This is a genomic window from Massilia sp. TWR1-2-2, assembly GCF_049897565.1.
In the GTDB taxonomy this organism is placed as follows: Bacteria; Pseudomonadota; Gammaproteobacteria; order Burkholderiales; family Burkholderiaceae_D; genus JAFCUW01.
On the sequence record NZ_JAFCWM010000007.1, the window covers coordinates 62,677 to 82,228 of the forward strand.

General features: G+C 65.9%; 20 protein-coding genes. 16 read left to right on the forward strand and 4 right to left on the reverse strand.

Annotated elements, in window-relative coordinates:
• Positions 1-9 precede the first annotated feature (9 nt).
• From paaY to ACP7DD_RS08590, 13 genes are all read left to right on the forward strand, one after another.
• A complete protein-coding gene (gene paaY, locus ACP7DD_RS08530; protein WP_426174300.1) occupies positions 10-606 on the forward strand; it encodes a phenylacetic acid degradation protein PaaY in 597 nt (198 codons plus the stop codon).
• A 27-nt stretch (positions 607-633) separates the two neighbouring features.
• Positions 634-2,685 (forward strand): phenylacetic acid degradation bifunctional protein PaaZ, encoded by a 2,052-nt coding sequence (gene paaZ / locus ACP7DD_RS08535; protein ID WP_426174301.1) that lies wholly within the window; start codon positions 634-636, stop codon positions 2,683-2,685.
• Between the two features lie 7 nt (positions 2,686-2,692).
• Entirely contained in the window at positions 2,693-4,321 is a 1,629-nt protein-coding gene (locus tag ACP7DD_RS08540) for a diguanylate cyclase domain-containing protein (RefSeq protein ID WP_426174303.1), read from the forward strand.
• 85 nt (positions 4,322-4,406) lie between these two features.
• Complete coding sequence (gene pyp, locus ACP7DD_RS08545) at positions 4,407-4,796, forward strand: photoactive yellow protein (protein WP_426174305.1); 390 nt, start codon at positions 4,407-4,409, stop codon at positions 4,794-4,796.
• Positions 4,797-4,800: 4 nt separating this feature from the next.
• Complete coding sequence (locus ACP7DD_RS08550; protein ID WP_426174306.1) at positions 4,801-6,027, forward strand: AMP-binding enzyme; 1,227 nt, start codon at positions 4,801-4,803, stop codon at positions 6,025-6,027.
• Positions 6,028-6,133: 106 nt separating this feature from the next.
• A complete protein-coding gene (locus ACP7DD_RS08555) occupies positions 6,134-6,637 on the forward strand; it encodes a (2Fe-2S)-binding protein (RefSeq protein WP_426174308.1) in 504 nt (167 codons plus the stop codon).
• On the forward strand, positions 6,634-8,784 hold the full coding sequence (locus ACP7DD_RS08560) for a molybdopterin cofactor-binding domain-containing protein (protein ID WP_426174310.1): 2,151 nt from the start codon (positions 6,634-6,636) through the stop codon (positions 8,782-8,784). The genes ACP7DD_RS08555 and ACP7DD_RS08560 overlap by 4 nt, the downstream gene beginning before the upstream one ends.
• Before the next feature lie 3 nt (positions 8,785-8,787).
• On the forward strand, positions 8,788-9,198 hold the full coding sequence (gene soxX, locus ACP7DD_RS08565; protein WP_426174311.1) for a sulfur oxidation c-type cytochrome SoxX: 411 nt from the start codon (positions 8,788-8,790) through the stop codon (positions 9,196-9,198).
• Positions 9,195-9,641 carry a SoxY-related AACIE arm protein gene (locus ACP7DD_RS08570; RefSeq protein WP_426174312.1) on the forward strand — a complete coding sequence of 149 codons (447 nt, stop codon included), beginning with the start codon at positions 9,195-9,197 and terminating at the stop codon, positions 9,639-9,641. Before soxX ends, ACP7DD_RS08570 begins: the two co-directional genes overlap by 4 nt.
• Positions 9,642-9,965 (forward strand): thiosulfate oxidation carrier complex protein SoxZ, encoded by a 324-nt coding sequence (gene soxZ / locus ACP7DD_RS08575; protein WP_426174313.1) that lies wholly within the window; start codon positions 9,642-9,644, stop codon positions 9,963-9,965.
• The gene (soxA, locus tag ACP7DD_RS08580; RefSeq protein WP_426174314.1) at positions 9,965-10,729 is read left to right on the forward strand and encodes a sulfur oxidation c-type cytochrome SoxA; all 765 of its coding nucleotides are present in this window, start codon (positions 9,965-9,967) and stop codon (positions 10,727-10,729) included. Before soxZ ends, soxA begins: the two co-directional genes overlap by 1 nt.
• A 12-nt stretch (positions 10,730-10,741) precedes the next feature.
• On the forward strand, positions 10,742-11,044 hold the full coding sequence (locus tag ACP7DD_RS08585) for a c-type cytochrome (RefSeq protein WP_426174315.1): 303 nt from the start codon (positions 10,742-10,744) through the stop codon (positions 11,042-11,044).
• Entirely contained in the window at positions 11,041-12,294 is a 1,254-nt protein-coding gene (locus ACP7DD_RS08590; protein ID WP_426174316.1) for an FCSD flavin-binding domain-containing protein, read from the forward strand. Before ACP7DD_RS08585 ends, ACP7DD_RS08590 begins: the two co-directional genes overlap by 4 nt.
• Before the next feature lie 109 nt (positions 12,295-12,403).
• Here ACP7DD_RS08590 and ACP7DD_RS08595 read toward each other — a convergent pair whose 3' ends face one another.
• Entirely contained in the window at positions 12,404-12,730 is a 327-nt protein-coding gene (locus ACP7DD_RS08595) for a hypothetical protein (RefSeq protein WP_426174318.1), read from the reverse strand.
• 158 nt (positions 12,731-12,888) lie between these two features.
• Between ACP7DD_RS08595 and ACP7DD_RS08600 the strand changes: the two genes are divergently transcribed.
• Positions 12,889-13,269 (forward strand): translational machinery protein, encoded by a 381-nt coding sequence (locus ACP7DD_RS08600; protein ID WP_426174319.1) that lies wholly within the window; start codon positions 12,889-12,891, stop codon positions 13,267-13,269.
• A gap of 122 nt (positions 13,270-13,391) precedes the next feature.
• Here ACP7DD_RS08600 and ACP7DD_RS08605 read toward each other — a convergent pair whose 3' ends face one another.
• Both ACP7DD_RS08605 and ACP7DD_RS08610 read right to left on the reverse strand, forming a co-directional pair.
• On the reverse strand, positions 13,392-14,780 hold the full coding sequence (locus tag ACP7DD_RS08605) for a DUF1501 domain-containing protein (protein WP_426174321.1): 1,389 nt from the start codon (positions 14,778-14,780) through the stop codon (positions 13,392-13,394).
• A gap of 10 nt (positions 14,781-14,790) precedes the next feature.
• Positions 14,791-16,506, reverse strand: a complete 1,716-nt coding sequence (locus ACP7DD_RS08610; protein WP_426174322.1) for a DUF1800 domain-containing protein — start codon at positions 16,504-16,506, stop codon at positions 14,791-14,793.
• 169 nt (positions 16,507-16,675) lie between these two features.
• On the opposite strand from ACP7DD_RS08610, the gene ACP7DD_RS08615 reads away from it, so the two are divergent.
• Both ACP7DD_RS08615 and ACP7DD_RS08620 read left to right on the forward strand, forming a co-directional pair.
• Positions 16,676-17,446 (forward strand): EAL domain-containing protein, encoded by a 771-nt coding sequence (locus ACP7DD_RS08615; RefSeq protein WP_426174323.1) that lies wholly within the window; start codon positions 16,676-16,678, stop codon positions 17,444-17,446.
• A 241-nt stretch (positions 17,447-17,687) separates the two neighbouring features.
• Entirely contained in the window at positions 17,688-17,855 is a 168-nt protein-coding gene (locus ACP7DD_RS08620) for an RcnB family protein (RefSeq protein ID WP_426174325.1), read from the forward strand.
• A gap of 80 nt (positions 17,856-17,935) precedes the next feature.
• Here the strand turns inward: ACP7DD_RS08620 and ACP7DD_RS08625 are convergent, their stop codons facing one another.
• Positions 17,936-19,552, reverse strand: a complete 1,617-nt coding sequence (locus ACP7DD_RS08625; RefSeq protein ID WP_426174326.1) for a TRAP transporter large permease — start codon at positions 19,550-19,552, stop codon at positions 17,936-17,938.

The window sequence follows — 19,552 nt, forward strand, 5'->3', positions numbered from 1 at the left end:
GCTAAGCGCATGGTCAAGGTATATGAAATCAACGGCGTCACCCCGGTGGTGCATCCGTCTGCGTACGTGCACCCGAGTGCGGTGCTGATCGGCGACGTCATCGTCGGCCCGCGCTGCTACATCGGCCCGCTGGCCGCGCTGCGCGGCGACTTCGGCCGGCTGATCCTCGAAGAAGGCGCCAACCTGCAGGACACCTGCGTGATGCATGGTTTCCCTGAGGACGACACCGTCGTCGAAGTCGATGGCCACATCGGCCATGGCGCCGTGCTGCACGGCTGCCGCGTCAAGCGCAACGCCATGGTCGGCATGAACGCGGTGGTGATGGACAAGGCGGTGGTGGGCGAAGACTCGATCGTCGCGGCGATGAGCTTCGTCAAGGCCGGCATGATCATCCCGCCGCGCAGCATGGTGATGGGGATGCCGGCGAAGGTCGTGCGCGAACTGCTCGACAAGGAAATCGCCTGGAAAAAATTCGGCACGAAGCAGTATCACGATCTCAACGTGCGCTCGATGCAGACCATGCGTGAGGTCGACTCGAAAGATGAAGTTGAGCCGGATCGCAAGCGCATCGACTTCGGCCCCGACATGCACACGCCAAAGCAGTAATTCGATTCAGACCTGAGGGACACAACCATGAACGACATCTCGACCCTGCAAAGCCTGATCGGCGGCCGCTGGCTCGGCGCCGAGCCGCACATGCCGCTGCGCAGCGCCATCAACAGCAACCTGATTTACCATACCCACGCCGAAAAAATCGATTTCGACGAAGCGGTGCTCTACGCCCGCAAGACCGGCGTGCCTTCCCTGATGGCGCTCGACTTTCAGACCCGCGCGGCGCGCCTGAAAGCACTGGCGACCTACCTGATGGGCCGCAAGGAAGAACTGTACGAGATCTCGCACCACACCGGCGCCACGCGTCCCGACAGCTGGGTCGACGTCGAAGGCGGCATCGGCACCCTGTTCGCCTTTGCCAGCATGGGCAGCCGCGAACTGCCGTCGTCGAACGTGCTGCACGAAGGCCCGGCCATCGCGCTGGGCAAGCGCGGCGGCTTCGCCGGCACCCACATCCTGGTACCGCGCGGCGGCCTGGCGGTGCACATCAACGCGTTCAACTTCCCGATCTGGGGCCTGCTCGAAAAATTCGCGCCGAGTTTTCTCGCCGCGATGCCGTGCATCGGCAAGCCGGCCACCGCGACGAGCTACCTGACCGAGGCGGTGGTGCGGATGATGCATGAATCGGGCCTGCTGCCCGACGGCAGCATTCAGCTCGTCATCGGCAGCACCGGCGACCTGCTCGAGCGCTTGAATGGCGCCGACGTCGTCACCTTCACCGGTTCGGCCGATACGGCCATGATGCTGCGCTCGAACAAAAACCTGCTGGCCAACTCGGTGCCGTTTACCGCCGAGGCGGACTCGCTCAACTGCGCCATCCTCGGTCCCGACGTCACGCCCGACGATCCCGAGTTCGACCTGTTCGTCAAGGAAGTGGCGCGCGAGATGACCGGCAAGGCCGGCCAGAAGTGCACCGCGATCCGCCGCATCATCGTGCCGGAAAACCGGGTCGACGCAGTGGCCGAGCGGCTGCGCGAGCGACTGTCGAAAATCGTCGTCGGCGACCCGAAGGTCGAAGGGGTGCGCATGGGCGCGCTGGCCTCGATGGACCAGCACCGCGACGTCGGCCAGCGCGTCGCCATGCTCGCCGAGGGCAACGAAGTCATCTTCGACGCCAGCCATGGTTTTTCGCCGGTCGGCGAAGGCAGCGCCGGCGGCGCCTTCTTTGCGCCGACCTTGCTGCTGTGCCGTAACGCGATGGTCAACAATGCGGTGCACGACGTCGAGGCGTTCGGCCCGGTCAGCACGATGATGACGTATTCCGGCATCGAGGAAGCGGTGGCGCTGGCCGCGCGCGGCAAGGGCAGTTTGGTCTCGACGCTGTGCACCAAGGATCCCTTGATCGCCGCGCGCGCGGTGCCTGGCCTGGCCGCTTACCACGGCCGCGTGCTGGTGCTCGAGCGCGAGGCCGCAGTCGACTCGACCGGTCACGGCTCGCCGCTGCCCCAGCTCAAGCACGGCGGTCCGGGACGCGCCGGCGGCGGCGAGGAGCTCGGCGGCATTCGCGCCGTGCGCCACTTCTTGCAGCGCGCCGCGCTGCAAGGCTCGCCGACGATGCTGGCGGCAGTCACGGGCGAATACGTGCGCGGCGCGGCGGTGCAGGAAAGCGATCTGCACCCGTTCCGCAAGTATTTCGAGGACCTGAAAATGGGCGACTCGCTGCTGACGCACAGGCGCACCGTGACGGAAGCCGACATCGTCGCCTTCGGCGGCATCTCGGGCGACTTCTTCTACATGCACTTCGACGACATCGCGGCGAAGGATTCGCAGTTCGGCAAGCGCATCGCGCACGGCTACTTTGTGCTGTCGGCCGCGGCCGGGCTGTTCGTCTCGCCGGCGCCCGGTCCCGTGCTGGCCAACTATGGCCTCGACAACCTGCGCTTCATCACGCCGGTGGCGATCGGCGACACCATCCGCGCGCGCCTGACCTGCAAGCGCAAGGTCGACCGCAACCGCACCGACGAAAAAGGTGTCGGCCAGGGCGTGGTGGCATGGGACGTGCAGGTCACCAACCAGAACGACGAACTGGTAGCCAGCTACGACATCCTGACCCTGGTGATGAAGCGCGTATGATGGCGCGATGATCAAGACTTTTGCCAGTATTGGCTCGCTCAAGGCGCGCATCACCTTCGTGGTAGTGTTCCTTGTCCTGCTGGCGGCAGGGTTGGTCACTTACGTCTCGCTGCACCTGGCGGAACGCCAGATGCGGTCGGTTGTGGGTGACCAGCAGTTTGCATTGCTGTCGAGTGCAGCTGCCTACATCGACGAGGACCTGGTCTCCAAAAAAAGCTTGTTGGCGGCCTCGCGCGAGCAACTCGTTTACGCGGATATCGGCGCGCCATCGGCTATCCAGGGGTTTCTCGAAGCGCACGGCAGTCTGCGCGATGAATTTTTCAACGTGATAGCGCTCGATGCGTCGGGCAAGCTGATCGCCAGTCTCAACGACCGCCGCGCCGTCGGCGATTTCAGCAAGCGCGACTATTTCATCGACACAGTGGCCGCTCATGAGGGATTGATCTCGTACCCGTTCAAGAGCGCGCTGTCGGGCAAGCCGGTGGTGGTGGTGACCGAGCCGGTGTACGACGCGGCCGGAAGGCTGTTGTTCGTTCTCGGTGGCGCGATCGACCTGCAGCGGCCACGCTTCTTCGGCCAGCTCGAAACGCTCAGGTCGGGTCGCACCGGCTATCTGTTCATGCTGACGACAACCGGTACGATTATTCATCATCCGGACAAGCAGCGCATCCTCAACAACGTCAAGGAGGAAGCCGGAGGCGCCGTGCCGTCGACGCTGGCTGCAATGAACGGTTTCGAAGGCACGCTCGATGGCACGTCCAAGCGCGGCATCGTTTCCCTGATTACGTACAAACGTTTGCGCCAGACCGAGTGGATCATCGGCGCGGTGTATCCAGTCGACGAAGCGTTTGCCCCGTTGATCGACATGCGCAAGAATGCGATGGTCGCGTCGGCGGCGGTCGCCGCCGCCGCGGGGCTGATCGGGTGGCTGGCTATCCTGCGCTTGCTGCGACCGCTCGGCGCCCTGCGCAAGCATGTTGCGCGCATCGCCGAGGGAAGCAAAAACATCGACGTGTTCGATGTCGCACGCAAGGATGAATTCGGTGAACTGAGTCGCGCTTTTTTCAAGCTTTCGCAACAGCGGCGCGACGCAGAAAACAACTTGGTGAAGTTATCGCGCACCGATCCGCTGACGGGCATTCACAACCGCCGCATGTTCGACGAGATTTTCGCGGCGGCGCTGGAGCGAGCGCGCCGGAGCGGGCGCGGTCTTGGCCTTGCGTACCTTGACATCGACCGGTTCAAGCAGATCAACGATACTTACGGCCACGGCGTCGGAGACCAGGTCTTGATCGAGTTCGCGCAACGGCTCAAACATTGCGTGAGGATTACCGACGCGGTGGCACGCCTTGCGGGAGATGAGTTCGTGGTTATTTTTGAGAACCTCGGCAGCGACGCCGAGGCTGCCGGCCTGGCGACGAAGATGCTCGACGCCATTCGTCCCGACTTTCTTGTCGGCGAACTCGTGCTGGCGGTAACGTCCAGCATCGGCATTGCGGTCGACATGGGCGCCGTGGGCGCGGTCGGCGACTTCATGGAGGAAGCGGACACGGGCCTGTACTCGGCCAAGGAAGCAGGCAGAAACGCCTACTCGGTGCGCCTTCTCCCGGCAGCACTGGGCCACCTGCCGACGTGAAGTCGGCCCAGGCTGTCGCCGATAGCTATCAATAAACGAGGCCAGTGTGCTATATTTGTCCTAGACAAATAACCGGGAGCACAGCATGCTGCCTTCGCTGCAAATCGTCGCCTTCGGCAAAGACGATATCGAAAACGGGCTCGGCAAGATGTCCGGCACTGAGCTCAACGGCTTGGCGTTCGGCGCCATTCAGCTCGACGCCAGTGGCAAAATCATTGACTACAACGCGGCCGAAGCCGACATCACCGGGCGCGACGCCGCCAGCGTGATCGGCAAGAGCTTCTTTCGCGATGTGGCGCCGTGTACCAACATCCCCAAGTTCAAAGGCGTGTTCGACACCGGCGTCAAGGCGGGTAACCTGAACACCATGTTCGAGTACGTATTCGACTACAACATGAAGCCGACCAAAGTGAAGATCCACATGAAGAGGGCGATCAGCGGCGACACGTACTCGGTGTTCGTCAAGCGCCTGTAACCGGATGGCGCATCGTGGCAAATGGTGGCGCCGGCGCCACCTGCTCGAGCGCTTCGTCGGCGACCTCGTCGCCGGTGAGTTCGCGCTGCTGCGGCGCCACGCGGCGCCATTGCTGAGGCAACCGTGGCCGCCCACGCTGGCGATCGACCGCGACCTGGGCGCCGATTCGCTCGAGGTGCTGCAGCTGGCAACGGCCCTGGCCGAAGCGATTCACCTCCACCGTTCCGGCATCGAAGACTACCTGCTCGCGCGCCGTACGCTGGGCCAGTGGGTCGACCTGGCGGCGGCCGGACTTGAGCAGTTCTCGGGCGAGCTGACGTTTCGCACTTCCGGCAGCAGCGACCTGCCGAAACCTTGCGTGCATCCGCTGGCGTCGCTGCTGCAGGAGACCGTCGAATTGGCAAACCTGTTCGCCGGGCGCCGGCGCATCCTGGTCGCCGTCCCGTCCCATCATATTTATGGTTTCCTGTTCTCGGTGCTGCTGCCCGACCTGCTGGACCTGGACGACGACGCCATCATCGACCTGTGCGCCAGCTCGCCGGCATCGCTGGCGGGCTTGCTGCGCGACGGTGACATGGTCGTGGCGCATCCCGATTTCTGGCAAGCCGTGGTGCGCGGCGCCGGCGCTTTGCCGCCAGGCGTGATCGGCGTCAGTTCGACCGCGCCGTGTGCCGACACTGTCAGCGAGGCGCTTGCCGCCGCGGGGCTGCAAGCGCTGTTCCAGGTGTACGGGTCGTCGGAGACGGCCGGCATCGGCTGGCGCGCGAGCCATCAGGATGCGTACCGCCTGTTCCCGTTCTGGCAGCGCGCCGTCGACAGCGAGTCGGTCCTGACCCGCAGCATGCCCGACGGCTCGCTCCAGCACCTCGAAAGCCAGGACACCATCGCGTGGGAGGGTGCCGAGACGTTCCGCCTCGGCGCCCGCGTCGACGCGGCCGTGCAGGTCGGCGGCGTCAACGTGTTTCCGTTGCGCGTGGCCGCGTTGCTGGCGGCCCACCCGCTGGTCGCCGAAGCGGCCGTGCGGCTGATGCGCGCCGATGAGGGCAACCGGCTGAAAGCGTTCGTGGTGCCGGCGCCGCACGTGAGCAACACCGCGCAGCTGGCGCGCGTACTCGAGGCGTGGGCCGAGCAAACGCTGGCGGTGCCGGAGCGGCCAAGGGCGTTCAGCTTTGGCGCCAGCTTGCCGCGCGGCGCGGCCGGAAAACAGTGCGACTGGCTGATCGACGGCTAATGCGCCAACCTGTAAATACCGGCCGCATTGAGCTTGTGCGCATGCCAAAAAACCGGTGTAGTATCCAGACGTTTGTCCCCAAATATAATTACATCAGGAGCGTGGCATGGCGAAGCTGAACGTCAACGGTACGGTGCGTGAATTCGAAGCGGAGGACGACACGCCGCTGCTGTGGGTGCTGCGCGAGCAGCTTGGCCTGACCGGCACCAAATACGGCTGCGGCATCGCCCAGTGCGGCGCGTGCACGGTGCACATCGACGGCGAGCCGACCCGCACCTGCGTGCGGCCTGTCTCCACCGTCACCGCGACGCAGAAAATCGTCACCATCGAAGGGCTGTCGAAAGACGGTTCGCATCCCGTGCAGAAGGCCTGGGCCGCGCTCGACGTGCCGCAATGCGGCTTCTGCCAGTCAGGCATGATCATGGCCGCCGCCGCGCTGCTCAAGCAAAAACCGAAACCGACAGACGCCGATATCGACAGCGCGATGACCAACATCTGCCGCTGCGGTACCTACAACCGCGTGCGCGCCGCCATCAAGGTCGTCGCCAAGGGCGGCGACGTCAAGAGCGCGGGTCTCTCGATCGAGCACATCGCCGGGAGCAAAGCATGAACCGCCGCGGCTTCCTGAAAACCACTGGAGCGGCCGGCCTGGTGTTCGCCTTCCACATCCCGTTCGCCTCCGCGCAAACGGCCGACGCGCCTGAGGTCAACGCCTGGGTGGTCGTCAGGCCGGACGAGACCATCGTCATCCGCATCGCCCGTTCCGAAATGGGGCAGGGCACGCTGACCGGCCTGGCCCAGCTGGTGGTCGAGGAACTCGACGCCGACTGGAGCCGCGTCACCACCGAATATCCGACGCCCGGCCAGAGCCTGGCGCGTAACCGCGTGTGGGGCAGTTTTTCGACCGGCGGCAGCCGCGGCATGCGTGAGTCGCACGAGTATGTGCGCAAGGGCGGCGCCGCCGCGCGCATGATGCTGGTGCAGGCCGCCGCCGCCGAATGGAACGTGCCGGTCGCCGAGTGCGTGGCCGCCAACAGCGTCATCACCCACACGCCGACCGGCCGCAAGAGCAGCTACGGCAAGGTGGCGATTGCCGCCGGCAAGCTGGCGCCACCGGCCGCCACCGGCATCGTGCTGAAGGATCCGAAAGACTGGAAGCTCGCCGGCAAGCGCCTGGCGCGCCTCGACACCGTCGCCAAGACGAACGGCTCGCAGATCTACGGCATGGACCTGACGATGCCCGGCATGCTCAACGCCGCCATCAAGGACTGCCCGGTTTTCGGCGGCAAGGTAAAAAGCTTCGACGCCGCCGCGATCGAAAAGCGCCCCGGCATCAAGAAGGTTCTGCAGATCGGCGACAGCGCCGTGGCGGTGGTGGCCGACACCTGGTGGCGCGCCCGCAGCGCGCTCGAGGCCTTGCCGATCGTTTGGGACGAAGGACCGAACGCCAAACTTTCCAGCGCCGACATCGCCGCTACCCTGAAGGCCGGGCTGGACGCGACCGATGCCGTGGTCGGCAACCAGAATGGCGACGCGCGCGCGGCGATTGCCGCCTCGGTGCGCAAGGTCGAAGCGGTGTATTCGTACCCGTACCAGAACCACGCGACGATGGAGACGATGAACGCGACCGCGCGCTGGACGCCGGAGCGCTGCGAAGTGTGGACGCCAACCCAGAACGGCGAAGCGGCGCTGGCAGCGGCGGCCGAAGCTGCCGGCCTGCCGCCGGCCAAGTGCGAAGTCTACAAGCTGCACCTGGGCGGCGGTTTCGGCCGCCGCGGCGCGGTGCACGACTGGGTGCGCCAGGCGGTGGAAATCGCCAAGGCGATGCCCGGCACGCCGGTCAAACTGATCTGGTCGCGCGAGGAAGACATGCTGCACGGTCGCTACCATCCGGTCACCCAGTGCAAGATGACGGCCGGCCTGGACGCCAAGGGCGAGATCACCGGACTGCACATGCGCATTTCGGGCCAGTCGATCCTGGCGTCGGTGTCGCCGCAGTCGATCAAGGACGGCAAGGACCCGGTGGTGTTCCAGGGCCTGAACGCGCCGGGACCGGAAGCGTCGATCGGCTACACTTTTGCCAACCTGCTGGTCGACCATGCGATGCGCAATCCGCCGGTGCCGGCCGGCTTCTGGCGCGGCGTGAACCTGAACCAGAACGCGGTCTACCTCGAATGCTTCATCGACGAGATCGCGCACGCCACCGAGCAGGATCCGCTGGCCTTGCGGCGCAAGCTGATGGCCAACAGCCCCAAGCACCTGGCGGTATTGAACGCCGTCGCCGAGCGCGCCGGCTGGGGCAAGAAACCGGCCAAGGGCGTGTTTCGCGGGCTGTCGCAGACGATGGGCTTTGGCAGCTACGTCGCCGCCTGCGCCGAAGTCTCGGTCAGCAAGGACGGCAAGCTGAAGATCCACCGCATCGTCGCGGCCACCGATTCGGGCCACGCGGTCAATCCGCAGCAGATCGAGTACCAGGTCGAGGGATCGTTCTCGTACGGCTTGTCGGCGGCGCTGTTCGGCGAGTGCACGCTGAAGAACGGCCGCATGGAGCAGGACAACTTCAGCACCTACCCGGTGATGACGATGGCCGACATGCCGAAGGTCGAGACGATCGTGATGCCGTCCGGCGGCTTCTGGGGCGGGGTGGGCGAGCCGACCATCGCCGTGGCGGCGCCGGCGGTGCTGAACGCGATCTTCGCGGCCACCGGCAAGCGGGTGCGCGACCTGCCGCTGAAGCACCACAGCCTGAAGGCGTAAGCCGTGCGCGTGCTCGCTTGCCTGTGGTTTGCCTGCGCGTCGGTGCAGGCGGAGGCCAGCAGCATGGCGCCGCTCACCGCCGAACCGGGTGACGCGGTGCGCGGCCGGGCGATTGTCGCCAACCGCCAGCTGGGCCTGTGCTTGCTGTGCCACAGCGGGCCGGTTCCGGAGGAACGCTTCCAGGGAAACTTGGCGCCGCCGCTGGACGGCGCCGGCGCGCGCTGGTCGGCCGCCCAGCTGCGCATGCGGATGGTCGACGCCAGCACCTTCAATCCGGAGACCGTCATGCCGTCGTACTTCAAACCCGGCAGCGCCGCGCGCACGCCGGCCGCGCTGCAAAATAAAACCATCCTCTCCGCCCAGCAGGTGGAAGACGTGGTGGCTTACCTGCAGACCCTGAGGACGGCGCCATGATCGACCAGCGCCGCCGCAAAGTGCTGGCCGGCCTGGGCGCGCTGGCGCTCGTCGGTTCCGCCGCCGCCACGCCGGAAGAAATGGCGGCCGCGATCAAGGCCTTCACCGGCGGCACCGCGCCTAAGCAGGGCAGGGTCACGTTGGACGTCGCCACCCTGGTCGACAACGGCAACACCGTTCCGGTCGCGGTGCGGGTCGACAGCCCGATGACGGCCGCCGACCATGTCGCCGCGATCGCCATCTTCAACGAACGCAATCCCGAAACGGGCGTGGCGGTGTTCACGCTGGGGCCGCGCGCCGGCAAGGCCGAGGTGTCGACCCGCATTCGCATGGCCACGTCGCAAAAGCTGGTGGCGCTGGCGCGCATGAGTGACGGCAGCTGCTGGATGCACAGCGCCGACGTGGTGGTGGCGCTGGCCGCCTGCATCGAAGGGGAGGCATAGATGGCGCGCGCCCTGATCCACATGCAGGCCACCGCCAGGCGCGGCGAGGTGATCGAGATCCGCGCATTGATCGCCCATCCGATGGAGACGGGCTTTCGGCCAGGCGCCGACGGCAAGGTGCTGGCGCGCGACATCATCCGACGCTTCACCTGCCGCTACAACGGCGAGGTCGTCTTCGCGGCCGAGCTGCACCCGGCCATCTCGGCCAATCCGTACATCGCCTTTTACACTGTGGCCACCGACAGCGGCGCGCTCGAATTCAAATGGGAGGGCGACCGCGGCTTCGCCCAGACCGAAACCATGCCGATCACGGTGGCAGCTTGATGATGCCGGCGCGCCTGATTGCGCTCGTCATGCTGCTGGGCGCCGCCCTGGTGCACGCCGGCGACACGCGCAAGTCCGGTGCCGAGTTCATCAACCCGTCGACGCAGGCAATGCAGCGCGACGACACCCAGAATCCCGCAATGCTGTGGGTCGGCGGCGGCGAGGCGCTGTGGCAGCGCAAGGCCGGCCGCAGCGACCAGTCGTGCGCCGGCTGCCATGGCAACGCGAAAGTCAGCATGCGCGGCGTGGCGGCGCGTTATCCGGCGTTCGACACGCGCACAATGGCTGCCCTCAATCTCGGGCAGCGCGTCAACCAGTGCCGCGTCAATCACCAGCAGGCCGAGCCCCTGCGCGCCGAAAGCGAAGAGCTGCTCGGCATCGAAAGCTACATCGCCTTGCAGTCGCGCGGCATGCCGCAGGCGCCGCCGGCGGACCCGCGCCTGCAGCCGGCGCGCGAGCGCGGCCAGCGCCTGTTCGCCCAGCGCATCGGCCAGCTGAACCTGTCGTGCGCGCAGTGCCATGACAGCAATGCGGGCAACCGCCTGGGCGGCAGCACCATCCCGCAGGGCCATGCGCTCGCCTATCCGGTCTACCGGCTCGAATGGCAGGGCATGGGATCGCTGCAGCGCCGGCTGCGCAACTGCATGAGCGGCGTGCGCGCCGAAGTCCCCGCTTTCAATGCGCAGGAACTGGTCGACCTCGAGGTCTACCTGGCCGCGCGCGACAAGGGGATGAAACTGGAAGCGCCTGGCGTGCGGCCGTAATGGAGGACTGACATGAAACTACTCGCGTTCCTGATGCTGTGCGCTGCCGCGGCAGCGTCGCACGCTGCCGGCAGCGGCCAGCGGCTGTATGCCAGCTGCGCTGCCTGCCACGGCACCGCCGGCGCCGGCAGTGGCGGCGTGCTGCCAAGGCTGGCCGGGCAGCCGAAAGACGCGCTGGCCGACAGCATGCGCGCGTTCAAGGCCGGCACGCGCCAGGCCACCATCATGCAGCAGATCGCCAAGGGCTACAGCGACGAACAGATCGAACTGATCGCCGCCTATCTGGCGGCGCAGCCGGCGGAGCGGCGCAAATGAGGCGCCGCCAGTTCATCGGCGGCATCGGCGCGCTGGTGTCGCTGGCCGGCTGCGCCAGCACCGGCGCGGCCGGCCGGCCTCACGTGGTGGTGGTCGGCGGCGGCTACGGCGGCGCCACCGCCGCCAGGTACATCCGGTTGTGGAGCGTAGGCGCGATCGACGTCACCCTGGTCGAGCCGAACGCCACTTTTGTCTCGTGTCCGCTGTCGAACCTGGTGCTGGGCGGCTCGAAGTCGATGGCCGACATCACGCTTGGCTACGAGGCGCTGGCGGCGCACGGCGTACGCATCGTGCGCGACCGCGCCGAGCGCATCGACGCCGCCAGACAGTCGGTGCTGCTCGCCGGCGGCCAGTCGCTGCGCTACGACCGGCTGGTGCTCTCGCCCGGCGTCGATTTTCTGTGGGACCAGCTGCCCGGCATGCAGAAGGACGGCGCGCAGGAGCGCGTGCTGCACGCCTGGAAGGCCGGCGCCCAGACCGCGGCGCTGCGCGCGCAGCTGCAGGCGATGCCCGACGGCGGCGTGTTCGCGCTGACGATTCCGCCGGCGCCGTACCGCTGCCCGCCCGGCCCGTATGAGCGGGCTTGCCAGGTGGCGCACTACTTCAGCGTCGCCAAGCCGAAGTCGAAGGTGCTGATCCTCGACGCCAACGAAGACGTGGTGTCGAAGGGCGCGCTGTTCAAGAAAATCTGGGCGACGCGCTATGCCGGCATCATCGAATACCGGCCGGGCTTTCATGCCGTCGACGTCGACGCGGCCAGCCGCACCGCAATCTTCGAGCTGGGCGACAAGGTCAGGGCGGACGTGCTCAACGTGATCCCGCCGCAGCGCGCCGGCAGCGTCGCCATCGACGCCGGCGCCGGCAAGCGCTGGTGTGAAGTCGACTTTTTGACGTTCGAATCGACGCAGGTGAAAAACGTGCACGTGCTCGGCGACGCCATCCAGGCCGCGCCGCTGATGCCCAAGTCGGCGCACATGGCGAACCAGCACGCGAAGGTCTGCGCCGGCGCGGTGGTGGACTTGCTGAGCGGGCGCGCGCCGAACCCGGCGCCGATGCTGACCAATACCTGCTACAGCTTCGTCAACGACCGCGAAGTGATCCACGTGGCGTCGGTGCACGCCTACGATGCGGCCAAAAAGACGCTGCTGGTGGTGCCCGGCTCGGGCGGCGTGTCGTCTGGCGCCAGCGAACTGGAAGGCACGTATGCGATGAACTGGGCGCGCAACATCTGGGACGATACGCTGCTCTAGACCCCGCTTAGTTCCGGTGTCAGGTCTGACATTCGGACATTCGGTCGGTGAATGTCCGAATGTCAGACCTGACACCAGCACTTCGACGGCGCCGCCAGCGGCCAGGGCTTTACTTGCCGAACGCAGTGGCGGCCGGCATCGGCGTCGAATTGGTGATCTGCATCGCCTGCTCGGCCGTGAAGCCCTTGCTGCGCAGCGCGTCGAACAGGTTTTTCTTGAACGCGGCGATGCGCTCGGCCGTTTCCGGCCGCGCCGCAAACTTGACCTGCGTCTCCATCTGCACTTCCGACATGCGCGCCAGCATCGGCAGCATCGACACCATGCTGGCGTCGAGCGTCGTCTGCATCTGTTCGGGCGTCGGCTTGTTCGGCGACTGCGCCTGGGCGAGCGTGGTCAGGCCGAGCAGGGCCGAAATCAACATGGTCTGAAAGGGCATCGGGTCACTCCAATCAAAGAAATTGTCATCCATCGGGCCGGGCTGGTGTGTGGTACCGAACGGATCGGTAGCCGGCATGCGCTTAGTATGGTTGGGTTGCCGCTTCGCCGAACACGCGGGCGGCATTTCCTCCCACCAGCATCACCACGAAAGCCATCATGTCACTCAATAACGCCGTCGTCTGGATCGATCATACCAAAGCGCAAGTCATTCATTTCAACGCCGATGCAGCCGATTCGGAATCGATGAAGACCCATTCGACCCATCCGCATCCGCACCAGCGCCACGGCGACACCCATGCCAACGAAGATGACAACACGCGTTTCTTCGACGACATCGCCGCTGCCTTGACGGATGCGCAGCAGATCTTGGTAGTCGGTCCCGCACAGGAAAAGACGGTCTTTGTCAGCCACCTGACCGCGACCATGCCGGCACTTGCCGAGAAGATCAAGGCTGTCGAGACGGTCGATCATCCGAGCAATGGCGAGCTGCTAGAGCATGCGCGCAAGTACTTCGTCAGCGCCGGCGGCCTGCGCTAACAGCGGCGCGGACGTCTGGCCGGCACACCTGTTGCCGGTCATTGGTCTTCGAGCCCCCATTTGCCGCGGCGGCGCACCAGAGGCACGGCGGAGCGCCAATATGCTCGGTTTGTCACGCGCGGTCAGACGAAGCCGAGATTGCGCGCGCTGACGTTGTAGTTGACCAGGCTTGGCAACATGCCCAGCAGGTCGCTGTCGGACACGCCCATCCACTTGCCGAGCGTGGCCGCCAGCTGGTCGACCGACGTGGTCGGCAGCAGCCGGCCCTGGCCGACATCATCCGGCCCGCCGTTGGCGACGACCGGCGCGGTGCCGTAGAAGCGCTGGCCCTTGACCGCGCCGCCCATCACGAAATGCATGCTGCCCCAGCCGTGGTCGGAGCCGTCGTTGTTGCCGCTCATGGTGCGGCCAAAGTCGGACGCGGTAAAGGTCGTGATCTTGTCGGCCAGGCCCAGTTCGACTGTCGCCTGCTGGAATGCCGCCAGTGCGCCGGCCACGCCGCCGAGCAAGCCCGGATGCGCCGTCAGCATGGCGTCGTGCGTATCGAAGCCGCCCATCGAAACGAAAAACACTTGCCGCTTGGCGCCCAACGCCGGGCCGGCCGAGATCATGCGCGCGACCATCTTCAGCTGGTCGGCCAGGTTGTTGCCGGCTGGGAAGGCGGTGGCGAGTGCAGGGCTCGATGCGAGCGCGCCGGTCAGCACGGTGTCGGCGTCGATCGAGCGCTTGGTGACGCGGCTGTATTCATTTTCCAGCAAGTGCGCGCGCGGCTGGCTGACCAGCGTGCGCAGCGCCTCCGAGCATGCGCTTGAACCGAACAGCGGCGCCTTCAACCCGGCCAGCGGCACCGAGCCGGCGGTCGACACCTGGTACTGCACCGCCGATTTGCCGGACATGAACACGGCGTTGCCGGACACGTTGACGCAGGTGAAGGTGGCGTTGCCGTTGCCGCTTTCGAACAGGTCGCCGATGCGCCCGCCCCAGCCGGACGTGGCGCCTTCCGGCGACGACGATTGCCATACCGATTGCTGGTCGTTGTGCGAAAACAGTTTCGGTGGCAGCTTGACCGACTTGTTGGTGTATTGCAGCTTGGTGGTTGGCTGCACCAGGGTGCCGACGTTGAGGATCACGCCCATCCGGCCGGCATCGAACAGCGGCAGCAGCGGCGCCAGTTCCGGCGCCAGCGCGTAGGCGTGCGCCATGCCGGACGAGTCGAGCGGCGTGGCCGACGGCTTGAGCACGGTTGGCGACAGGGCCGCGTTGGCGTAGGCAAAGCTCGGACGCATCTGCTGGTAGGCGGCGTAGCTGGCGCCGTCGTACGGCACCAGCGTGTTGGCGTAGTCGTTGCCGCCGTACAGGAACACGCACACCAGCGCCTTGTAGTCGCTCGCCGTGGCGGCGGACGCTTCCGCCATCGCCGCCAGGTTCAGTGCCCACGGCGCGGCAACGCCCGCCACCGACAGTGCCGACGCGCGCTTGAGGAAGGAACGGCGCGATTGATTGTTATGCATGGCGGTGTCCTTACTTCTGGATGATGAATTCGGGCGCGGCCAGCACCAGCACCAGCGCCGCGTGCACCCGGTTCAGGCGCGCCGCATCGGTGCCGGACGCCATGGTGGCCAGCGCGCCGCGCATCAGCGCGACGGTGGCGGCCGACAGCTGGCCGGCCGCCAGCACCAGGTTCAGCTCGTCGAGCAGGGCCTGCGGATTGTCGGCCAGCGGTGTCAGGGTGCTGTAGTCGGCCTTGACGTCGCCGATGCCGCGGCTGACGGCGTTCTGCATGAAGTTGATGTAGCCGACCACGCTCGACTCGTTGGTGATCTGGAACTCCGGCGCGACCAGGCTGGCGCTGCCGATCGCGCTGTTGGGCGGGACGTAGCCGGGCCGGAAAAAGTTGAAGACGCTTGACGAGCGCAGCGGGCTTTGGCCAAGGCGGGCGGCCGGATCGGATGTATTGCCGATCGTCCAGGCGTCGCCGGCCGACGTGACCTTGAACGCGCGCGCCCAGGCCGCCAGCCGCAGGATCGGTTCGCGCTGCTTGCCGAAGGCCGGGTCGGCCATGCGCGCGGCGCTGCGCGCTTCATCGTCGAGCAGGATCGCCTTGAGCACCGCCTTCAGGTTGCCCTTGGCGCCGGCGCCGTCGTTGTTGAACACGGTCGCCACGCGTGTGACGTAGGCAGGGCTCGGATTGCTGCACACCAGCCGCAATATCAGCTGGCGGCCGATGAACGGCGCCACGTTCGGATGCGCGAAGATGGTGTCGAGCGCGATGCGCATGCTGTCGTCGCCGCTGGTGCCGGCCGCAATCGTGGTGCCGAGAAAGGTCTTGCTGCCGGTCTCGTGGCGCGACGCGGTCATCGCCATCGGCCGCTTCTTGAAGGCCGGCGTGTTGGTGTCGCCGCCCGCCAGGTCATAGTTCCAGCCGGTGAACACGCGCGCCAGGCCGCCGATGTCGTCTAGGCCGTAGGTTTCCTGCTGCGCGCCGGCCGCCAGTTTCGGCGTGCCGTCCAGGTTCAGCTGCACCAGGCCGATGGTAAACAGCTGCATCACTTCGCGCGCGTAGTTTTCGTCCGGCAGGGCGCCGGTGCCGGCGTTGGCTTTGAGGTTGCCGCGGAAGGTCAGGTATTCGCCCATCGGCGCGCTGGTCGAGACCTGCTGCAGCAAGGTGCGGTAGTTGCCGAACGCCTGGCCTTCGAGCAGGTCGAGGTAGGCGGCCGCCGAGAAGGATTTCCAGCCGCCGTTAAAGCCGGACACCGACGCGACCAGGATTTCCGACAGCGCCAAGGTGACGCGCTGGCGCAAGGTGTCGGGCGACGTCAGCATGTGGCGCCAGATGACGGGATCAGCGCCGGCTTCACCGTTCTTGTTGGTGAGCGCGTCGAGTCCCTTCGATACCAGCCAGTCCCAGCGCGAGGCGGACGGCGCCAGCGCGAACTGCTCGTCGAGCCAGCCTGCGTAACCGACGGCCTGCACGCGGACAATCTGCTCGCGCGTTGCGCCCATCGAGGCTTGCGCCAGGAAACGTGACGCCTGCACGGGCGTGATCGTCTCGGCTGGCGGCGGCACCGGATTCGGTGCTGGTGTGGGCAAAGGGGAAGGCGTCGGCGCTGGCGAGGCGCTGCCGCCGCCGCCGCAAGCGCTGACCAGGGCGCCGCCAACAATGGCGGCAAGTCCACCGGCCGGCACGGCGGTATCGCGCTCGCGCAACGACTCGGTTGTCGATTCGATCTCTTCCATGGGGTGCCCAGTTGGTGAGGAAAACATGCTGAAGCTATGGTAGATCAATGCGTTCAAGATGCCAACCGGCAATTTGTAAGTATACGTGCGGATGCAATCTTCTGCGCTTTCCGGTAGCGGCTCTGTTAGTATTGTTGGTTAAAAGGCGAGGCGTTGAATGATTCATATCATGCCGGAGTTAGTACAGCAGGCTGCGGAAACCGCTTGTTCAGGCTGCCGCGATGGCGAAGCCGTCGGGGTCGAGTTCGACTATGCGTACCAACCGATCGTCGATTGTGCCAGCCACGCCATCTATGCCCATGAGGCGCTGGTGCGCGGGCCGAACGGCGAGTCTGCGGCCAGCGTGCTGTCGCAGGTGACGCCGGCGAATGTCTACCGCTTCGACCAGGCGTGCCGGGTGAAGGCGGTGATCGGCGCTGCCCGGCTCGGCATGCGCGAGCGGCTGTCGATCAACTTTCTCGCCAATGCCGTGTTCCGGCCGGAGGTGTGTATCCGCAGCACACTGGAAGCGGCGCGCGCGCACAATTTTCCTGTCGAGCAGATCATCTTCGAAGTGACCGAAGGCGAGCGGGTGCGCGACCGTGCGCACCTGATGACCATCTTCCGCGAGTACCAGCGTGTCGGTTTCCAGACTGCAATCGACGACTTCGGCGCCGGCTATGCCGGGCTGCACCTGCTGGCCGACTACCAGCCCGACATCATCAAGGTCGACATGGACCTGGTGCGCGGCATCGACAGCAGCGCGCCGCGCCAGGTCATCGTGCGCGCGATCACCGCGATGTGCCGCGACCTGGGCATCCGGATGGTGGCCGAAGGGATCGAAACGGCCGCCGAGCGCGATTTCCTCCGCGACGCCGGCATCGACCTGATGCAGGGCTACTTTTTCTGCCGGCCGGTATTCCAGGGACTTGGCGCCATACCCCCAGCGGCCTGGCAATAGTTATTCGTCACCAGCACTCTCCAGAGGGGTCAGTGCCGACATTCGGACACGAACTCGTCGCTACGCGCCGGAATTCCCGGCAGCGGATGGGCCCGTGTCCGTTTGTCGGCACTGACCCCAGGATACTGACCGCCATGACCGCCATGACCGTAATGATCGCGACAACCGCTATCGCGGCGGCAACAACTGTTATTCCAACCAGGCCTACTACGGCGCGCGCGACAACGGATATCGTTACGAAATGCATGGCGCCTACCTGGCACAGGAATACCGCGGTAGCCGCTACGTGGTCAACGACTGGCGCGGCCGTCACTTGAGCGCGCCTCCGCGTGGCTACCACTGGGTGCAGGCGAACAACACTACGTGCTGGCGGCGATCGCCACCGGCATCATCGCCCAGGTACTGTTGAACAATTAAGCAGCAAAGTTAGCCGCTGAAACAAAACTGGCTGCCCTCGGGCAGCCAGTTTGCATTTCAGGCGCGCTTTCTTCAGCGGCCCGGGTCGTACGATGGCGGCGGCGCCTCCTCCTGCACCGGCACGTCGATCTTCAGCTCGAGCTGCTCCTTCATGTCGATCTTCTTCTCGATCGACACCAGCCGCGGGAACGCAATGATCAACGTCACCATGATGATCTGGATGACCACGAACGGGATCGCGCCCCAGTAGATGTCGGATGTCTTCACTTCCTTCGGCGCCACCGAGCGCAGGTAGAACAGCGCGAAGCCGAACGGCGGGTGCATGAACGAGGTCTGCATGTTCACGCCGAGCAGCACGCCGAACCAGATCAGGTCGATGCCGAGCTTCTCGGCCACCGGGCCCACCAGCGGCACCAGGATGAATGCCAGCTCGAAGAAGTCGAGGAAGAACGCCAGCAGGAAGAACATGATGTTGACGACCACCAGGAAGCCGGTGGTCCCGCCTGGCAGGCTGGTCAGCAGGTGTTCGACCCACAGGTCGCCGTTCACGCCGCGGAACACCAGCGAGAACACGGTCGAACCGATCAGGATGAAGATGACGAAGGCCGACAGCCGCGTCGTCGAATGCATCGCCTGGCGCACCAGGCTCCAGTTCAGGCGGCGGTTGGCAATGGCCAGCAGCATGGCGCCGGCCGCGCCCATGCCGCCGCCTTCGGTCGGCGTGGCCATGCCGATGAAGATGGTGCCCAGCACCAGGAAGATCAGCGCCAGCGGCGGAATCAGCACGAACACCACTTTCTCGGCCATGCGCGACAGCAGGTTCAGCTTCAGGTAGCGGTTCGCCAGCGCGAACACGAACGCCACGCCGATCGCCACGGCGGCGGCAAAGATGCCCAGTTCGTCGCCCGGCATGGTCGGATGCGCGGCGCCGTACCATTTGTCGAAGCCGTAGCCGATCGCCACCGTCGCCGCCACCAGCGCCAGCAGCGAACGCACGCCGCTGTCGCCATTTGCTTGGCGCAGGTTGCGCGCTTCGAGCGGCAGCGCCGGCAAGTAGGTCGGCCGCAGGATCGACAGCGCCAGCACGTAGCCGGCGTACATCCCGGTCAGCAAAAGGCCAGGCACGAAGGCGGCGCGGTACATGTCGCCGACCGAGCGGCCCAGCTGGTCGGCCATGACGATCAGCACCAGCGACGGCGGGATGATCTGCGCGAGCGTGCCGGAAGCGGCGATGACGCCGGAAGCGAGCCGCTTGTCGTATCCGTAGCGCAGCATCACAGGCAGCGAAATGAGGCCCATCGAGATGACCGATGCGGCCACCACGCCGGTGGTGGCGGCGAGCAGGGCGCCGACGAAAATGACCGCATAGGCGACGCCGCCGCGGATCGGGCCGAACAACTGGCCGATGGTGTCGAGCAGGTCTTCGGCCATCCCCGATCGTTCGAGGATCAGCCCCATGAAGGTGAAGAACGGGATCGCCAGCAGCGTGTCGTTGGCCATGATGCCGAAGATCCGGTTCGGCAGCGCCTGCAGCAGCTCCGGCTTGAGCAGGCCCAGTTCGATGCCGACGAAGCCGAAAAACAGGCCGTTGGCGGCCAGCGAAAACGCGACCGGAAAGCCCGATAGCAGGAAGACGACCAGCGCGCCGAACATGATGGGCGCAAGGTTGGCGATGATGAATTGTTCCAT

Bases quoted from the DNA above. Each gene is read 5' to 3' on its own strand.
- paaY (WP_426174300.1), top strand. From the start codon at position 10: ATGGTCAAGGTATATGAAATCAACGGCGTCACCCCGGTGGTGCATCCG.
- paaZ (WP_426174301.1), top strand. From the start codon at position 634: ATGAACGACATCTCGACCCTGCAAAGCCTGATCGGCGGCCGCTGGCTC.
- ACP7DD_RS08540 (WP_426174303.1), top strand. From the start codon at position 2,693: ATGATCAAGACTTTTGCCAGTATTGGCTCGCTCAAGGCGCGCATCACC.
- pyp (WP_426174305.1), top strand. From the start codon at position 4,407: ATGCTGCCTTCGCTGCAAATCGTCGCCTTCGGCAAAGACGATATCGAA.
- ACP7DD_RS08550 (WP_426174306.1), top strand. From the start codon at position 4,801: ATGGCGCATCGTGGCAAATGGTGGCGCCGGCGCCACCTGCTCGAGCGC.
- ACP7DD_RS08555 (WP_426174308.1), top strand. From the start codon at position 6,134: ATGGCGAAGCTGAACGTCAACGGTACGGTGCGTGAATTCGAAGCGGAG.
- ACP7DD_RS08560 (WP_426174310.1), top strand. From the start codon at position 6,634: ATGAACCGCCGCGGCTTCCTGAAAACCACTGGAGCGGCCGGCCTGGTG.
- ACP7DD_RS08570 (WP_426174312.1), top strand. From the start codon at position 9,195: ATGATCGACCAGCGCCGCCGCAAAGTGCTGGCCGGCCTGGGCGCGCTG.
- soxZ (WP_426174313.1), top strand. From the start codon at position 9,642: ATGGCGCGCGCCCTGATCCACATGCAGGCCACCGCCAGGCGCGGCGAG.
- soxA (WP_426174314.1), top strand. From the start codon at position 9,965: ATGATGCCGGCGCGCCTGATTGCGCTCGTCATGCTGCTGGGCGCCGCC.
- ACP7DD_RS08585 (WP_426174315.1), top strand. From the start codon at position 10,742: ATGAAACTACTCGCGTTCCTGATGCTGTGCGCTGCCGCGGCAGCGTCG.
- ACP7DD_RS08590 (WP_426174316.1), top strand. From the start codon at position 11,041: ATGAGGCGCCGCCAGTTCATCGGCGGCATCGGCGCGCTGGTGTCGCTG.
- ACP7DD_RS08595 (WP_426174318.1), bottom strand. From the start codon at position 12,730: ATGCCCTTTCAGACCATGTTGATTTCGGCCCTGCTCGGCCTGACCACG.
- ACP7DD_RS08600 (WP_426174319.1), top strand. From the start codon at position 12,889: ATGTCACTCAATAACGCCGTCGTCTGGATCGATCATACCAAAGCGCAA.
- ACP7DD_RS08605 (WP_426174321.1), bottom strand. From the start codon at position 14,780: ATGCATAACAATCAATCGCGCCGTTCCTTCCTCAAGCGCGCGTCGGCA.
- ACP7DD_RS08610 (WP_426174322.1), bottom strand. From the start codon at position 16,506: ATGGAAGAGATCGAATCGACAACCGAGTCGTTGCGCGAGCGCGATACC.
- ACP7DD_RS08615 (WP_426174323.1), top strand. From the start codon at position 16,676: ATGCCGGAGTTAGTACAGCAGGCTGCGGAAACCGCTTGTTCAGGCTGC.
- ACP7DD_RS08620 (WP_426174325.1), top strand. From the start codon at position 17,688: ATGCATGGCGCCTACCTGGCACAGGAATACCGCGGTAGCCGCTACGTG.
- ACP7DD_RS08625 (WP_426174326.1), bottom strand. From the start codon at position 19,552: ATGGAACAATTCATCATCGCCAACCTTGCGCCCATCATGTTCGGCGCG.